Source organism: Arthrobacter sp. LjRoot78 (assembly GCF_964254335.1).
Taxonomy (GTDB): domain Bacteria; phylum Actinomycetota; class Actinomycetes; order Actinomycetales; family Micrococcaceae; genus Arthrobacter.
The window spans coordinates 2,122,078-2,137,021 of sequence record NZ_CAXUTG020000001.1 but is presented as its reverse complement, the minus strand read 5'-3'; the positions used below and the strand labels follow the sequence as shown (position 1 = coordinate 2,137,021).

The following is a 14,944-nucleotide window of genomic DNA, read 5'->3' as shown; positions in this document are numbered from 1 at the left end:
CTGGGGCCCCGGAGTAGGATCACTGACATGGAATTCGTCGTGATGTACAGCCTGCGTGCAGGGGCCGATCGCTCGCGCCTGATGGAAACGTACCCCCGCCACAAGGCCTACTTCGAAGCCTTCCGCGCTGCCGGCGGCGGACTCATCGCGCTGGGCCCGTTCCAGACGACGGATCCGACCGCCGGGTCGATGGGCATCTTCAGCTCCCGCGGGGATGCCGAGCGGTTCATCGCCGAAGATCCGTTCGTTACGGAGGGCCTCGCGGAGCCACGCATCCTCGAGTGGAATGCCGTGCGCTTCGAGTAAGTGCCCCGTTCCGCTACCGCCGGGTTCAGCCCTGGTTCAGCCCAAGTCCGGCAGCTTCGCGCGCGAGTGTGGTGATCTGCAGCCAGTCCCCATTCTCGATTGCCCCGCGAGGGGTAAGCCAGCTGCCGCCCACGCAGGCCACATTCGGCAAAGCAAGGTATTTGGGTGCGGAGCCAAGGCTGACGCCACCTGTCGGGCAGAACTGCACCTGCGGGATGGGTGCCCCGATGGCCGCGAGATAGTCGGGGCCGCCGGCCGGTCCGGCGGGGAAGAACTTCATGGCGGTCAGGCCGCGCTCCAGGACGCCCATGACCTCGCCCACGGTGGCAACACCCGGCAGGACGGGCACGCCGAGCGTCAGAAGGTGGTCCAGCAGGGACGGGGTGACGCCCGGGCTGACCAGGAACTGCGCGCCGGCGGCGACGGCGGCATCGGCCTGGCCCGGAGTCAGCACGGTCCCCGCCCCGACGAGGATCTCAGGCACTTCTTCGGCAATGAGCTTCATCGACGTCAGGGCACTCGCTGTGCGGAGGGTGAGTTCGATGATGCGGACGCCGCCGTCGGCCAGTGCCCGGGCCACCGGAACAGCGTGTTGCGGGTCCTCGATGGTGACCACAGGAATGACGGGTGAAACGTGCAGGACGCTGGTGGCGTCAGCCATGGTTGATCTCATTTCTCAGGCCTTCCAGGCCGTGGGTGTCGATAAGGCGGTACCAGTGCAGGAGCAGGTCAGTGAATCCGGGATGGACCGCGAGTTCGCCGTCGAAGATGCTGCTGAAGCCAAGCAGCGCGGGCACCACAGTTTCCGCCGAGCGCGTCACCGGCAATACAGCGTGGAGCCCGGCCGCGAGCGGATCGTTGAGTTCCGTCGTCGGGGTGGACGCCACGTGGTGCATCCAGGCGGCGACGGCGAGGGCAGCCCAGCGGGGTTCGCGGCCGGCGTCGAGGGTTGCGCGGACTGTAGTCAGCAGCCGCAGCCCGATTTTTTGGGAACCGTCGCTGCCCACCTTGGCGGTGGTGTGACCGAGGGCCGTGTTGGCGAAGCGCTCCAGGACCTGTGCGCAGTACCGTTTACCGTCAAGCCCGGGCGGAAGTTCGATGGTGGGCAGCGCGTCCTCCGCCATCATGCGGCTGCAGGCTGTGCGGAACGCGTCCTCGCCTACGGCGTCGCTGATGGTCGCCTTGCCGGTGGCCAGCCCAAGATAGGCCAGCATGGAGTGGCTGGCGTTGAGCAGGCGCAGTTTGGCTGCTTCCCAGGCCGCAACGTCGGTGCTGAAGACCGCGCCGGCTTCCTCCCACGCCGGCCGGTCAGCGGCGAAGCTGTCCTCGATCACCCACTGCATAAAGGGTTCAGCCACTACGGCAGCCTCGTCCCGGAGCCCCAGTTCGCGTTCGACGGCGTTAAGGTCGCCTTCCGTGGTGGCGGGCACCATCCGGTCCACCATGGTGCTCGGGAACGTCACGTTGGCGTCCAGCCAGGCAACCAACGGCCCGGATTCAGCGTCCGGGAGTGCGGCAGCAAAGGCTCGGACCAGGGTACCGGTGAGTTCACCATTGCCCGGGAGGTTGTCGCACGAGAGGACGGTGAGCGGACCCCCGCCGGTGCGGGCCCGCTGCTGGATGCCGCGGGCGATCTGCCCGATGGCTGTCTGCGGCGGGAGTCCGGCGAGGTCCGCCTGCACCTGTTCGTCGTCGGTGTTAAGTGATCCGGTCTGCGGATGCATCCGGTAGCCCTTCTCAGTCACCGTCAGCGTCACGACCTGGGTGGAGGCGGCGGCGATCCGGTCCACCACCGTTTCCGGGTGGTCCCTCCCGGAAATGGCCTCCGCGATGCTGGAAACGACCCGGAGCGGGGACGCGCCGTTTCCCCGTTCGGCGACCGTAAACAGGCCGTCCTGCGGCGCCAGCTGTTGCACGACGGTATCGGAACGCTGGGTCACCCCCACGATCCCCCACCTGAAATCGCCGGATGCGAGCATGGCATTTTCGGTGAATACCGCGGTGTGGGCGCGGGCAAAGGCTCCGAGTCCGAGGTGGACGATGCCGGGACCAAGGTCTTCGCGGGGCAGCAGTGCCTTCCGGGTCCCGGCGGCTGCAAGCGCGGCGTTGCTTAGGCGTGCGATGTCAGTTCTCCTTTGGCGGCGCCGGCCGCATGGGCGCGGGTCTGGTCAAGGGTGGGAATGAAGCCGGTGCCGCCCTTGCCGCCCACCACCAGGGATGCCGCCGCTGCACCAAGCCGGGCTGCTTCGGGAAGGGTATCGCCCAGCACCATCCGGGCGGACAACGTGCCGACGAACGCGTCACCGGCCCCGGTCTGGTCCACCACTGCCGGGGCAGGGATCGAGTCAGTCCAGGTGCTGTCCAGCCCCTCGCCCTCCAGCTGGATTCCTTCTGCGCCGCAGGTCACGGCCACGTTGGTGGCGCCGAGGCCACGCAGCCGGGCGGCAGCCTCGGCCGGCGTAGCGCTGCCCAGCAGGGCAGACGTTTCGCCGGGAAAGGACGGGGTCACCAGGTGGCTCTGCGGCGCGAGCTGCAGGAGCGCCGCCGTCGCGTCCTCCACGGACGTGAGCCGGGGGCGGAAATTGGGATCGAACACAAAGCGGCCGGCAAGATCGGCAGCCTTGAAGACCGCCGCCCGGCATGTGTCAGAAATGGCGCACGCGATCCCGCCGGCCACCACGGCGCCGGCGGACGCGAACACGGCCGGGTCGACGTCGCCGGGGCCGAGGCTGGACCCGACGCTTCCGTTGCGGGCGTAGGAGAACTCGCGCTGCCCTTCCGGATCGGAGTGCACCAGGTAGACGCCCTGCTGTCCGGTCCTGAACTTCAGCAGGCTGGTGGAGATGCCGAGTTCCGCGATCCTGGCGGCGATCGCCTGGCCGAGGTCGTCGTCGGTCAGCACTGCCAGCAGCCCGGTGCGGGCCCCTGCGGCGGCGGCAGCAGCGGCGACGTTCAGGGCGTCGCCGGAAATGCCGAGCCGGGCCGGCACGCCGTGGCCGAACGCCACGTCGGTTGCCACCTCCACCAGGATTTCACCCATGACGACGACGTCGAACGGCTGGTTCTCGTTTTCGAGCATTGCGTTGTTCACCAGTCGTGCACCGATCCGTCGAGCCGCCGGTTGATGGGGAGATATTTGGGGTCGAAGGGGAAGCGGGCGGCCGCGTCCTCGTTGAACTCTACGCCGATGCCGGGAGCGTCCCCGGGGTGCATGTAGCCGTCGTTGAAGGTGAACGAGGTGGTGAACACTTCGTTGGCCGGTTCCCGGTGGCCCATGTATTCCTGGACGCCGAAGTTCGGGATGCTCATGTCCACGTGCAGGGCGGCGGCGAACGAAGCCGGGGAGAGATCGCCGGCACCGTGCGATCCGGAGCGCACCCCGTAGAGGTCCGCGAGGGAGAAGATACGGCGCAAGTGCGTGATGCCGCCCGCGTGCGAAACGGAGGTACGGATGTAGTCGATCAGCCGCTCGGTGATCAGTTGCTGGCAGTCCCAGATCGAGTTGAACACCTCACCGACGGCTATGGGCGTGGTGGTGTGCTGGCGGATCAGGCGGAACGCGGACTGATCCTCGGCAGGCGTGGGGTCCTCAATCCAGAACGGGCGGTACTGTTCCAGGGACGCGCCCAGCCGGCCGGCCTCGATCGGCGTCAGGCGGTGGTGGACGTCGTGCAGGACGTGCACGCCGTAGCCGAACTGTTCGCGCACGTGCGCCATCATCTTCGGTGCGAAGTCCAGGTAGGACGTGGTCTCCCACATGTCCTCCTGCGGCACGTTGCCGCTGGCAGGTTCATACGTCTTGCCGTCCACCGGCGCGATTCCGTACGTCTTCTCCAGCCCCGGAACTGCAGCCTGGGCACGGATGGCCTTGTAGCCGAGGTCCAGGTGATGCTGGAAGTCGGCGCTGAGGTCCTCAAGCGTTGAGCCGCTGGCGTGCCCGTAGACCATGACGCCTTCGCGGGCGGCACCACCGAGGAGTTCGTACACCGGCATGCCGGCGGCCTTGCCCTTGATGTCCCAGAGGGCGACGTCGATGGCAGCGATAGCCGTCATGGTCACCGGTCCGCGGCGCCAGTAGGCACCCTTGTAGAAGTACTGCCACGCATCCTCGATCCGGCGCGCGTCACGGCCGATCAGCAGCGGGCAGAGGTGCTCCGAGAGGTAGGACGCCACGGCCAGCTCGCGGCCGTTGAGGGTGGCGTCGCCGATGCCGGTGATACCGTCCTCGGTTTCAATAACGAGCGTGACGTAATTTCGTCCGGGAGACGAAACCACTACCCGTGCGTCGGTGATCTTCACTGGTTGGTCCTTCAGATGTGTGGGATGGATGCAGGTAGGTCGCAGCAGGTGTCGTTTTGAGCCGCCGAAACGACACCTGCTGCTACTCAGTCGGGTTGAGCCGCAGCATGACTTTGCTGCTCCCGGACGCCGGATCGCCGAAGACGCGCATGGCCTCCGCCGCCTGGTCGATCCCGAACGTATGCGTAATAACCGGGGAGACGTCCAGCCCCGAGGCCATGGCCCGGAGGGCGTCGCTGATCTCATCAACGAACCGGTACGAGCCGATCCACGTGATCTCCCGCGTCACCAGGTCACCGAGCGCTGCGGGGGCCGGTGCGCCGGGCAGGTTGCCGACCTGGACGAGCGTTCCGCCGCGGGCGGTGGCGCGCAGGACGCCGCCCAGCACCGCAGGGATGCCGGACGCCTCGAAGACCAGTTCCATGTCCTCCGGGAGGCTGCCGCCGCCGGACACGTTCACTACGTGGTCCGCGCCCATTGCTTTCGCAATCTGCAGCGCGGAGTCGTTGATGTCGGCGGCAATGACGCTTCTGGCGCCGGCGAACTTGGCTGCTGCAACCACCAGCGAGCCGATGGGTCCGGCACCGTTGACCAGTACGTCCTTGCCGGTCAGCGGTCCTGCCCTCCGGACTGCGTGCATGGCGACGGCGAGCGGTTCGGCAAGCGCGCCGTGCAGGGTGTCCACGCCGTCGGGCAGCGGCCGGATCTGGGTTGCCTTGGCGAGCTTGCGTTCGCTGAACCCGCCGTCGGTGTGCGGGTCAAAGGCTGCGGACCCGAAGTACCTGATCTGCGGGTACAGGTTGGTGCGTCCGGCCAGGCGGTCCGGCATGATGCCGTCCCCCACGAGTTCCGCCGGATGTACCGTGACAGGCTGGCCGACGTCGAGGTTCCGTACTCCGGCGCCCAGCTGGGCGATCCGGCCGGCGACCTCGTGGCCGAGGACGAGCGGCGACTTCAGCGCCGCCGTCCCCGAGGCGCCGTGTCGCCAGTAGGAGAGGTCCGAGCCGCAGATCCCGCCCCATTCGACGTCGATGATTACTTCACCGGGGCCGGCAACGGGCTCGGGCCGGTCGTCGATGCGGAGGTCGTTCGCTCCGTGGACTACGACGGCTTTCATACAGCGTCTTCCAGGCGGACCATGTCGCGGCCGCGGACTTCGGGCCCAACGAAGGCTGAGATCAGGGTGATCAGGGAGTAGCCGATGAGCATCGCAGCAAGCGGCCACCAGTGCCCGGTGATGGCAGTGAGGGTTGCAGCCAGCAGCGGGCCGATGGCGGTGGCGAGGATGCCGCCGATTTCCTTGGCCAGGGCGAGCTGGGTGAAGCGGGTTCGGGCTCCGAAGAACTCGGCCATCGTGACGCTTTCCATGGCGAACAGGCTGAGCACGCCGAGGTTGAGGCCGATGACCATGGCAATGGTGATGAGTGCGGTGTTTCCGCTGGTGACCATCAGCATCATGGGGATGGCGAACAGGGCGGTCAGCGTGCTCAACACCAGGTAGAGGGGCCGCCGGCCGAAGCGGTCACCCAGCATGCCCATGACGGGGATTGTCAGGAAGCCAAGCAGCGAGCCGTACACGATGGCGGTGGTGCCCACGCTCTTGTCCACCAGCAGGACTGTGGCGAGGTAGCCCACCAGGAATGTCTGGACCAGCCCCGAGTTGCCGGCCTGCCCGAAGCGCAGGCCCAGGGCGATCAGGAAGGCCTTTCCCTTGCGCTGGTGCAGGGCGGCTTCGATGGTGCTGGTCTTGGCGAGCTCGTCTGCCGCGGCGATTTCCCGCTTGGAGAGTGCCACGCCTTCCACAACATCGGCCCGCTGTTCAAAGACCGGGCTTTCCTTGAGGGAGCGGCGGACCCACACGGCGAAGATCATCAGCACGAAGCTGAACAGGAACGGGATGCGCCAGCCCCAGCTCAACAGCTGGTCCTCCGGAAGTGTGCTCACCAGAAGCGCCCAGAGCGCCGAAGCGGCGAGCGTCCCGGAGTTCGTGCCGAGGCACACGAGGGAGGAGATGAGGCCGCGGCGGCGGGCCGGGGCGAACTCGGCCAGCATCACAGTGGCACCGGCGATCTCGGCGCCGGCGCCAAAGCCCTGTGCCAGCCGCAATGCAACCAGCAGGATGGGGGCCCAGATCCCGATCATCGCGTAGGTGGGGAGAACGCCGATCAGGGTTGTTGACGCACCCATCAGCGCGATGGTGATGAAGAGGACCTTCTTGCGGCCGATCCTGTCGCCCATGCGGCCGAAGTAGACGGCGCCGGCGAGCCGGGCAACGTAGCCGACGCCGTAGGTCGCCATCGCGGCGATCAGGCCAATGACCGGGCTCACGTCGGGGAAGAAGATCTTGTTGAAGACGATGGCTGCGGCCAGGGAGTAGAGCTGGAAATCCATGAATTCCATGGCGGTTCCCAGCCATCCGGAAACGGCAACCTTTGCCAGTTCCTTCGTGGGTTTGGTCTCCGGCCGGGCGGTGGGCGGCGCGATGCTCTCAGTCATCTGGTGCTCCTTTGCAGGCGATGAAAAATGAAGGGGGTGAGTGAAAGGAAGAAGGCCGGCGGTTGGTCGTTGTGACCGGCGGCACCTCGCTAACTACTACCATACAAGCACTACCATTCTAGTGTGTCAAGAGAATAGACTGGGGGCATGGCATCCGATAAACCCGCCAAGGGACAGTCCCCGCGGCTCTCTGTGCGTGACCAGACCCTGGAGACGCTGCGGCGTCGCATTATTTCCCTCCAGCTGCCTCCGGGTGAGCCGCTCTCCGAGAACGAGCTCGCGCAGGAACTGGGTGTCAGCCGCACGCCGGTCCGGGAGAGCCTGATTCTGCTCAGGGAGGAGGGACTGGTGCAGGTGTACCCGCAGATCGGTTCCTTTGTCTCGCTCGTGGACCTGGGGCGGGTATCCGAGGCTCAGTTTGTCCGCGAGGCCATTGAATGCGCGTCCCTGCGCGACCTGTCAGTCGACGCAGCGGGAATTGCCGGACTCCGCGTGATACTCAAAAGCCAAACGGACGCTGATGCCGCCAGCGACGTGGATGAGTTCTTCCGGCTGGACGAAGATTTCCACCGCGAGCTCCTGAGGCTTGCGGGGCACGAATCCGCGTGGGCCGCGGTCAACTCGGCCAAGGCGCATCTGGACCGTGCACGCCGCCTGAGCCTTCTGGACACCAGGCCGATAGCAACCCTGATCCAGCAGCACGCTGCAGTGGTGGATGCGCTTGAAGCCAAGAACCTGGCGGACGCCGACAGCTCCCTACGGCTGCACCTGCGGGGCGTTTTTGAGGATGTCCAGCGGATTCAGCAGGCAACGCCGCAACTTTTTTCCGACGGCGCGGCCCTGCGGCCCACACGCCGAAGTGTCGCCCGGCTGGCATGAGGGCACACGGCGTCGGACAGGGGTGATAGCTAGTCGTCCAGGCGGACGCCGCGGACCAGCAGGAGCGTTCCGCCCACAACAACCGCTGACGCCAGGAACACTCCGGCCGCCCCGAGCCCGGCGGCCACAACCCCGATGGCGCTGGGCAGCACCACCTGCCCCACCCGGTTCCCGGCAAGCCGCAGGGCCAGAGCTTTTCCGCGCTGTCCGTCCGGGGCCTGGGCAGAAAGCCAGGACATGGTCAGCGGCTGGCCGATGCCCAGCCCCAGGCCCAGTCCGGCCATCACCACGAAGAGCAGCCACTCCGGCATCGAAATCGCGGCGACGGCCAGCGCGACGGTGGAGAGCGCCAGGCTTGAAACCATGAGCCGCCCCCGGCCGAATCTCCGGGACAGGCGCCCGAGCCCCAGCCTCGAAACCATCGAGAACCCGGCCCGCACCGCGAGCATGAGGCCCACCGTGGCCGCGCTGAAGCCGCGCTCCGTACCGAGCGCAGGCAGGTAAACCACCGTCAGGTCCACCACGGCCAGCACTGTGGCGCTGGTTGCCAGTGCCCGGACCAGCCCCGGCGTCCTGAGCAGGGATGCAACACTTCCCTGCGAGCCGTCCGTCGCCGTGACGGCGGACTTCCTTCCGGTGGCCTTCGTCGAGATCACGAAGGTGGTCAGGAAGAGAACCAGGCTCATGCCGGCAGAGAGAAAGAAAATTGCCTGCGTGTCCGGGCGGACGGAAGCTCCGCCCACCACGGAGATTGCCAGCGGGCCAAGCGCCTGCCCCAAAGACGCCGCGAAGGTCAGGTATCCGAACGCGGAGTCAAGCCCTGACGCCACGGCATTGTTCGCCACGACGGCCTGCTGCCCCACAACACATGCCAGCTGGCCTGCGCCCAGTAGCGCCGTGCCCACAACCAACGCGGGGACTGAGGTTCCCCAGAACAGCAGGAAAATGGAACAGCCGAGCACGACGGCGGATCCGATCACCATGAGCCGCCGCTCGCCTAACCGGTCCACGAGGGCGCCGGTGGGGACGGCCAGCAGCAGGGGAAAGACGGCGTAGCTGGCCGCAAGGACGCCGAGGGCATATCCGGGCACATCCAGTTCCAGCGCCCGGTAGGTGGTTGCCGGCCGGACCAGGAACGTCACGGCCTGGATCAGCGTCGAATGAAGGAGAAGTGCCAGCGCCGAACGGCGGCCCAGTTCGCCGATCACGGGATGACGGGGGCGGTGCCGGAGACGGCGCGCACCGCTGCGTCCCGGGCGCCGACGACATGGTCAAAAGCGATCTTGGCGGCCGCTTCCGGCTTGCCCGAGGCAAGGGTCTCCACCAGGATGCGGTGTTCGGCGAGAGCGTGGTCGCGGCGTTCCTGTGTGCTGTTGGTGAAGTGGCGGTAGCGTTCCATCTGGCTGGAGACCTGGTCATGAAACCTCTGCGCCCAGGAATTTCCGGCTATGTCCGCGATGGCGGCGTGCAGAGCCATTCCATACTTCATGGCTTCGTCGGCGAACTTCACCATGGCCGCATTGCGTTCCACGATCCCCTCCAGGTTCGCGATATCGGCCGGCGTCGCTTTGGCGCATGCCTCACGGGCCATCAGGGATTCCAGGGCGGCGCGGACGCCGTACAACTCGGCGATCACTCCCTCGTCCAGGGTCGGGACAAGCACGCCTCCCGTGGATTGCTGTTCCAGCAGGCTTTCCGAGATCAGCCGCCGTATTGCCTCCCGCAGCGGCGTCCGGCTGACCTGAAGCGCCGTTGCCATTGCCGGTTCATAGATCCGCTCCCCCGGCTTCAGTTCCAGGCTGAGGATCCGGCGTTTTAGCTCGCCGTAGACCAGGTGCGCTCCGGTATTCCGGGACTGTGATTCGACCACTGGCGATCTCCAAACTCGTGTACTTGTATACAACTATACAAGTACGATCGCTGGCGACGGTGAAGGCGCGGGAAGCTGCCCTAAGAAGCCCAGTCGGCGTCGTCGAAGGGACGGCCGCGGAAATGAGCGCGGAGGTACTCCCCCACAACGGCAGCCCCGAGGTCGCCGGCTTCCGGCGCCACCACCCGGCCGTCGATTCGGCGCGCCATGCGCTGGACGAACCGCTCGAGGCCCGGGTCATCGCCCAGCCGGAAGAACGTGGCCTGGGTTCCTGCCCGGCCAAGGCGGTCGAGCTCGGCAATCGTGACGCGGATGGTCTCCGGGGCCGGCGGGTAGTCGAACCACGAGTCCCCGTCCGGCAACAGGTGCGCGGTGGGCTCGCCATCCGTCACCACGAGGAGGACGTGCTGCATTGACGGGTGCCGGCGGAAGAACCGGCCGGCCAGCAGCAGCCCGTGGTGCAGGTTGGTGCCCTGCTCCCGGAAGGCCGGCAGGGCCGTGAGCTCGCCGATGTCCATGGTCCGCGCGTAGCGGCCGAAGCTGATCAGCTGCAGCCGGTCGCCGCGGAACCGGGTGGAGACGAGATGGTGCAAGGCGAGTGCGGTGCGCTTCATCGGCACCCACCGCCCTTCGGCGGCCATCGAAAACGATACGTCGGCGAGCAGGACGACGGCAGCCTGCGTGCGCGCCTCCGTCTCCGTCACCTCGATGTCACCCGCTCGAAGCCGTAATCCGCGGCCCGGGTCGCCGCCGTCGGCCACGGTCCGGCGGATTGCGTTTGTCATGGTGCGCGTAACGTCCCACGGCCCGGCGTCGCCGAACTCCCACTGACGGCTTGAGCCCGTCTGCTCGCCGGCGGTCCCGGCGACACGCGTGTCCCGGCGCCCCTGCCGGCCGGACAGCTGTTTTGCGGTGTCCCGCAACAGTGACTTGCCGAGCCGCCTCATGGCCTGCGGGGACAGCCGGAGGTCGCCGTCGGCGCCGCGCCGCAGGTAGCCACCGTCCTGCATGGCCCGCTCGATTTCGGCGAGGGTGCGGGCCGACACGGCGGCATTCTGCCCGAGTTGGCGGGCCAGCGCGTCAAGGTCCAGATCATCAAGGCGTGATCCGTTGTAGGACTGGGAGAGCTGTTCGGCCAGCTCGTCGAGCTCGGCGATGTCCTGAAGCACGCCGGTACCGTCGCCCAGCCCGAGCCCCTCCTGACCCTCGAACCGTTCGGAGCCATTCCAGTCTTCTCCCGGGCGCAGTGCACGCAGGCTGGAGTCGAGCTGATCGAGTTGGGCCATGAGTTCGGGCGAGCCGAATGCCTGGGCGGACAGGCGCATCAGCTCGTCGCGCTGCTCCGGGGACATGGATTGCAGGAGCCGCTGGGCCGCGGCTGCGCGCTGGGCCAGCGCGTCGATCAGCTCCTCGACGGATTGTGGATTTTCCGGAAAGAAGTGTCCGTGCCGGGCCATGAACTCCTGAAAGTCCGCGTCGGTGTCTTCGCCGTGCCGGTGCTTGTCCAGCAGTTCGTTCAGGTCCCGCAGCATCTCGTTCACCGCCGCGCGGTCCTCATCCGTGGCGCTCTCGAGCGCCTGCTTCATACCGGCGAACCGCTGGTCGAGGACCTCGCGGCCCAGCAAGTCCTTGATGCGCTCGTAGGCTTCCCGTGCGGTGCTCGACTGCCAATCATAGGAGGCGAGTTCGTTGACCGCTGCCGCCGTGGATGAAGGCAGGTTCTGCAGCTGCATCTCCCTGAGTGCGCGGTCCGTGTTGTCCATCATGGCGTCGCGGGCCAGCTGCTTGCGTTCCTCCAGCACTGCGGTGTCGAGCAGCTTTTGGACCTCACTGAGGGTGCCGTCCAGCCGGTGGCGGCTCAGGAGTTCTTTCCGGCGCTGTTGTACGCGGCCGGCGAGGTCGTCCAGGCCTTCCCGGTGACGGCCTCCTCGCCGGAGGAACTCCTGCAGGGCGTGCCGGGGCGAGTAGCCTGCCATGACGTCCTCGGCTATCGCGTCGAGCGCCTCAGCCAGGTCGACCGGCGGTGCGAGCGGGTCGGGTCCTCCCCTGTACCGGCCGTATTTGGACCGGCTGTGAGCGTTCATGATGCCGCCTATCCCCTAGCCGTATTTTTTACTGTGGCTTACTTGCTAGCCGTAAATCGTCTCCTCGTCGTCGGACTCCTTGGAGATCCGCCGGGCAAGGTAGAGACCTTCCAGGGCAAGTTCGATTGCGGTGGCGCGCTGCCCGTCGTTCCTGGCGTCGAGGCGTCCGCTGATCTCGTCGTAGAGGCTGGACGAGTCAAGGGCCGGCAGGTTTTCGAGGAACTCCCGCGCGGTGACATGTTCCCCCGTGGTCACTGTCCTGTGACCGTCAAGCGCGGCAACGAGCGGGCCGAGGTCGATCCCATGAAAGTGCGCCCGCACGGCTTCAGCTGTGGCAGTCCGCAGGAGGTGGTCGAGGACGGCTTGTTCCCGCCCTTCCTCGCCCGATTCGAACTCAATCTTGCCCGTGAGGACTTCGACGGCGGGCTCGAGGTCGATGATCCGCGCGACCGCCTCGCCCTCACCGCGCACGCTCGCCCGGCGCAGCGCTGCGGCGGCGACGGTTTCGGCACCCGCGATGGCGAACCGTGCCGAAACTCCGGAGGTCTGGTTGATGGCCGGGGATAGCCGCAGCGCCCGGGTGTAGCGGGCAAGGATCTCGAGGATGACGGGCGGGACGTCGGCCACCAGCCGCCCCTCCTGCCGGATGACGGAGACCTCGTCGTCCAGCTCTATCGGGTAGTGGGTACGGATCTCGGCGCCGAAGCGGTCCTTCAGGGGCGTGATGATCCGGCCGCGGTTGGTGTAGTCCTCCGGGTTCGCGGACGCGACGACGAGCACGTCGAGGGGCAGCCGCAGCACGTAGCCGCGGATCTGGATGTCGCGTTCCTCCATGACGTTCAGCATTGCGACCTGGATCCGCTCGGCGAGGTCGGGCAGTTCGTTGATGGCGATGATGCCGCGGTTGGAGCGCGGAACCAGGCCGTAGTGGATGGTTTCCGGGTCCCCCAGCCGCCGGCCTTCGGCCACCCGCATCGGGTCGACGTCGCCGATGAGGTCGGCAACGGAGGTATCCGGCGTGGCGAGCTTCTCAACGTAACGTTCCGAGCGGTGGCGCCAGGCAACACGCAGCCGGTCGCCTTCGGTGAGCACGCGGGCGCGGGAGTGTTCCGTGATCGGTTCGAAGGGGTGCTCGTTCAGCTCCGAGCCCTCGATCACCGGCGACCACTCGTCAAGCAGCCCGACCAGGGTTCGCAGGAGCCGTGTCTTGCCTTGTCCCCGCTCACCGAGCAATACGACGTCATGCCCGGCGATCAAGGCGCGCTCAAGCTGGGGAAGGACGGTCCGGCTGAAACCGTACATCCCCGGCCACGGATCACGTCCGGCGGCGAGCGCGGCGAGCAGGTTGCCGCGGATCTCGTGGCGCAAATCCTTGTGGACGTGGCCGGCGGCATGCAGTTCGCCAACGGTGAAGATATCGGGACGATCACTCACCTCTCTACCGTAGACCTCCACGGTCCGGGGAATCGAGGGAATTTCCCCGGTTTTTCACCTGCGGGTCCGCGCCACGGCCTACGCTGGATTTTGATGACTGCAGCAATGGCTTCGGCACCGTCCACCCCACCCCCGGGGCCGGAGGACACCCTCGTCCTTCTGGTGCGCCACGGGGAGACGCCGACGACGGGCACGGTGCTGCCGGGCAGGGCCCCGGGACTGCATCTCTCCGAGCGCGGGCGTGCCCAGGCAGTACGGGTCGCGGAACGGCTCACGGGGCTTGGCGTCGACGCCATCTACTCTTCACCACTGGAACGCGCCCGCGAGACGGCAGAGCCCACGGCCGCCTCCACCGGGCGTGACGTGAATCAGGACGCCGGCTTGATCGAGTGCGACGTCGGCGAGTGGACCGGCGTCGCGCTCGCCGACCTGGCGGTCCTGCCGGACTGGCAGACCGTACAGAACAGCCCGTCAACTTTCCGTTTCCCGAACGGCGAGAGCTTCGCGCAGATGCAGGCGCGGATAGTCGGAGCACTTGAGGTGATGCGCTCCGCCCACGCCGGGGGCGTCGTCGTGTGTTTCTCGCATGCCGACCCGATCAAGGCGGCCGTGGCCCACGCCTTGGGTACTCAACTGGATCACTTCCAGCGGATCCTCATCAGCCCGGGCTCGGTCTCGGTCATTTCCTACGGCGAGGGTCGGCCCCCTGCCGTCCTCATGGTGAATTCGACCCTGGAACCATTGAACGGGCTGAGGGCGCCTTGACTCAGGGCCTGTCGACTCAGGGCGCGGTCTACAAGCCCGCACTGGCATGCGCTACCCGTGGCCGCTCGTGTGAGCGGCCACGGCCCCATTCCCTGGACAGCTCGGACGCAGGTTTACGCAGGTTTACAGCCGGGTGGCCCGAACCACGACGTCGTGCAGGGGCGCGCCGTGGTCCCCGCCTCCGTTGGCTGTCCGCGTCTCCACCCGGGCACTGTCGATGCTCCACATGGCAGGGTCGAGGCCCCCGGTGATGTCCTCGAGAGTGAAAGTGGCCTCGGCGGGCGGGTGGCTTCCGTGTCCAGTTGCGGCGTGGTCGTGCCGGTGCCCGACGATCAAGAGCGTGCCTCCCGGGGCGACCCAGTCCGCGATGCGCTGGTAGAACGCCAACTGCGGCATCGCGGGGTGGGCGTAATGAGTGGTCACCAGGTCGAAACGGCTTTCCGGCTTCCAGGTGGTCAGGTCGGCCTCGACCCAGGTCACACCGTTGCCCACGGACTGCTTTGCTGCGCTCGCGGCCGCCTGAGCAAGGGCAGCGGCGGAAATGTCGGCTCCTGTGACCTCCCAGCCGTGAGATGCCAGCCATAGTGCTTCCGCCCCGGTCCCGCATCCGGCATCCAGCGCCGTACCGGGGGCCAGTCCGCCCGCCTCTTGTGCGAGATACGGGTTCGGGCCGCCGGCGCCCAAACCTGCCGGCGCACCATCGTGGGCCTGTTCCCAGTGCCGTTCCCAATAGCCCTTGCCGAACGCGTGTGCAGTCTGGTCCACGTCGAATCCCTTCCGATCTGATACAAGCTTCAGTGTCGATCGTGCC

Annotated in this window: 14 protein-coding genes; 3 read left to right on the top strand and 11 right to left on the bottom strand. The window is 67.1% G+C overall.

Going from position 1 to position 14,944, the window contains the following annotated elements:
• Nucleotides 1–27: 27 nt before the first annotated feature.
• On the top strand, nucleotides 28–306 hold the full coding sequence (locus tag ACSQ1X_RS09875) for a YciI family protein (protein ID WP_436057537.1): 279 nt from the start codon (nucleotides 28–30) through the stop codon (nucleotides 304–306).
• A 25-nt stretch (nucleotides 307–331) separates the two neighbouring features.
• Here ACSQ1X_RS09875 and eda read toward each other — a convergent pair whose 3' ends face one another.
• The 6 genes from eda to ACSQ1X_RS09845 form a co-directional block, all read right to left on the bottom strand.
• The gene (eda, locus tag ACSQ1X_RS09870; RefSeq protein ID WP_436057536.1) at nucleotides 332–967 is read right to left on the bottom strand and encodes a bifunctional 4-hydroxy-2-oxoglutarate aldolase/2-dehydro-3-deoxy-phosphogluconate aldolase; all 636 of its coding nucleotides are present in this window, start codon (nucleotides 965–967) and stop codon (nucleotides 332–334) included.
• A complete protein-coding gene (locus tag ACSQ1X_RS09865; protein ID WP_436059316.1) occupies nucleotides 960–2,348 on the bottom strand; it encodes a mannitol dehydrogenase family protein in 1,389 nt (462 codons plus the stop codon). The genes eda and ACSQ1X_RS09865 overlap by 8 nt, the downstream gene beginning before the upstream one ends.
• A gap of 68 nt (nucleotides 2,349–2,416) precedes the next feature.
• The gene (locus ACSQ1X_RS09860; protein ID WP_436059315.1) at nucleotides 2,417–3,346 is read right to left on the bottom strand and encodes a PfkB family carbohydrate kinase; all 930 of its coding nucleotides are present in this window, start codon (nucleotides 3,344–3,346) and stop codon (nucleotides 2,417–2,419) included.
• 47 nt (nucleotides 3,347–3,393) lie between these two features.
• The gene (gene manD, locus ACSQ1X_RS09855) at nucleotides 3,394–4,605 is read right to left on the bottom strand and encodes a D-mannonate dehydratase ManD (protein ID WP_055806210.1); all 1,212 of its coding nucleotides are present in this window, start codon (nucleotides 4,603–4,605) and stop codon (nucleotides 3,394–3,396) included.
• Between the two features lie 82 nt (nucleotides 4,606–4,687).
• Nucleotides 4,688–5,722 carry an L-idonate 5-dehydrogenase gene (locus ACSQ1X_RS09850; protein ID WP_436057535.1) on the bottom strand — a complete coding sequence of 345 codons (1,035 nt, stop codon included), beginning with the start codon at nucleotides 5,720–5,722 and terminating at the stop codon, nucleotides 4,688–4,690.
• Nucleotides 5,719–7,101, bottom strand: coding sequence for an MFS transporter (locus ACSQ1X_RS09845; protein WP_436057534.1), 1,383 nt, complete (start codon nucleotides 7,099–7,101; stop codon nucleotides 5,719–5,721). Before ACSQ1X_RS09845 ends, ACSQ1X_RS09850 begins: the two co-directional genes overlap by 4 nt.
• Nucleotides 7,102–7,248: 147 nt before the next feature.
• Here ACSQ1X_RS09845 and ACSQ1X_RS09840 point away from each other — a divergent pair, with 147 nt between their 5' ends.
• Nucleotides 7,249–7,980 carry a GntR family transcriptional regulator gene (locus tag ACSQ1X_RS09840; protein ID WP_436057533.1) on the top strand — a complete coding sequence of 244 codons (732 nt, stop codon included), beginning with the start codon at nucleotides 7,249–7,251 and terminating at the stop codon, nucleotides 7,978–7,980.
• 29 nt (nucleotides 7,981–8,009) lie between these two features.
• Here the strand turns inward: ACSQ1X_RS09840 and ACSQ1X_RS09835 are convergent, their stop codons facing one another.
• The 4 genes from ACSQ1X_RS09835 to ACSQ1X_RS09820 form a co-directional block, all read right to left on the bottom strand.
• Nucleotides 8,010–9,188, bottom strand: coding sequence for an MFS transporter (locus tag ACSQ1X_RS09835; protein WP_436057532.1), 1,179 nt, complete (start codon nucleotides 9,186–9,188; stop codon nucleotides 8,010–8,012).
• Entirely contained in the window at nucleotides 9,185–9,850 is a 666-nt protein-coding gene (locus tag ACSQ1X_RS09830; protein ID WP_436057531.1) for a GntR family transcriptional regulator, read from the bottom strand. Before ACSQ1X_RS09830 ends, ACSQ1X_RS09835 begins: the two co-directional genes overlap by 4 nt.
• 80 nt (nucleotides 9,851–9,930) lie before the next feature.
• Nucleotides 9,931–11,934, bottom strand: coding sequence for a vWA domain-containing protein (locus ACSQ1X_RS09825; RefSeq protein WP_436057530.1), 2,004 nt, complete (start codon nucleotides 11,932–11,934; stop codon nucleotides 9,931–9,933).
• A gap of 45 nt (nucleotides 11,935–11,979) precedes the next feature.
• Complete coding sequence (locus ACSQ1X_RS09820; protein ID WP_436057529.1) at nucleotides 11,980–13,368, bottom strand: sigma 54-interacting transcriptional regulator; 1,389 nt, start codon at nucleotides 13,366–13,368, stop codon at nucleotides 11,980–11,982.
• 93 nt (nucleotides 13,369–13,461) lie between these two features.
• Between ACSQ1X_RS09820 and ACSQ1X_RS09815 the strand changes: the two genes are divergently transcribed.
• On the top strand, nucleotides 13,462–14,133 hold the full coding sequence (locus ACSQ1X_RS09815; RefSeq protein WP_436057528.1) for an MSMEG_4193 family putative phosphomutase: 672 nt from the start codon (nucleotides 13,462–13,464) through the stop codon (nucleotides 14,131–14,133).
• Between the two features lie 123 nt (nucleotides 14,134–14,256).
• Here ACSQ1X_RS09815 and ACSQ1X_RS09810 read toward each other — a convergent pair whose 3' ends face one another.
• Nucleotides 14,257–14,898: a class I SAM-dependent methyltransferase gene (locus tag ACSQ1X_RS09810; RefSeq protein ID WP_436057527.1), complete on the bottom strand. Its 642-nt coding sequence runs from the start codon at nucleotides 14,896–14,898 to the stop codon at nucleotides 14,257–14,259.
• Nucleotides 14,899–14,944 lie beyond the last annotated feature (46 nt).

Excerpts from the sequence above, each read along its gene's own strand:
- ACSQ1X_RS09845 (WP_436057534.1), bottom strand. The coding sequence starts at position 7,101 with ATGACTGAGAGCATCGCGCCGCCCACCGCCCGGCCGGAGACCAAACCC.
- eda (WP_436057536.1), bottom strand. The coding sequence starts at position 967 with ATGGCTGACGCCACCAGCGTCCTGCACGTTTCACCCGTCATTCCTGTG.
- ACSQ1X_RS09815 (WP_436057528.1), top strand. The coding sequence starts at position 13,462 with ATGACTGCAGCAATGGCTTCGGCACCGTCCACCCCACCCCCGGGGCCG.
- ACSQ1X_RS09875 (WP_436057537.1), top strand. The coding sequence starts at position 28 with ATGGAATTCGTCGTGATGTACAGCCTGCGTGCAGGGGCCGATCGCTCG.
- ACSQ1X_RS09825 (WP_436057530.1), bottom strand. The coding sequence starts at position 11,934 with ATGAACGCTCACAGCCGGTCCAAATACGGCCGGTACAGGGGAGGACCC.
- ACSQ1X_RS09850 (WP_436057535.1), bottom strand. The coding sequence starts at position 5,722 with ATGAAAGCCGTCGTAGTCCACGGAGCGAACGACCTCCGCATCGACGAC.
- ACSQ1X_RS09860 (WP_436059315.1), bottom strand. The coding sequence starts at position 3,346 with ATGGGTGAAATCCTGGTGGAGGTGGCAACCGACGTGGCGTTCGGCCAC.
- ACSQ1X_RS09840 (WP_436057533.1), top strand. The coding sequence starts at position 7,249 with ATGGCATCCGATAAACCCGCCAAGGGACAGTCCCCGCGGCTCTCTGTG.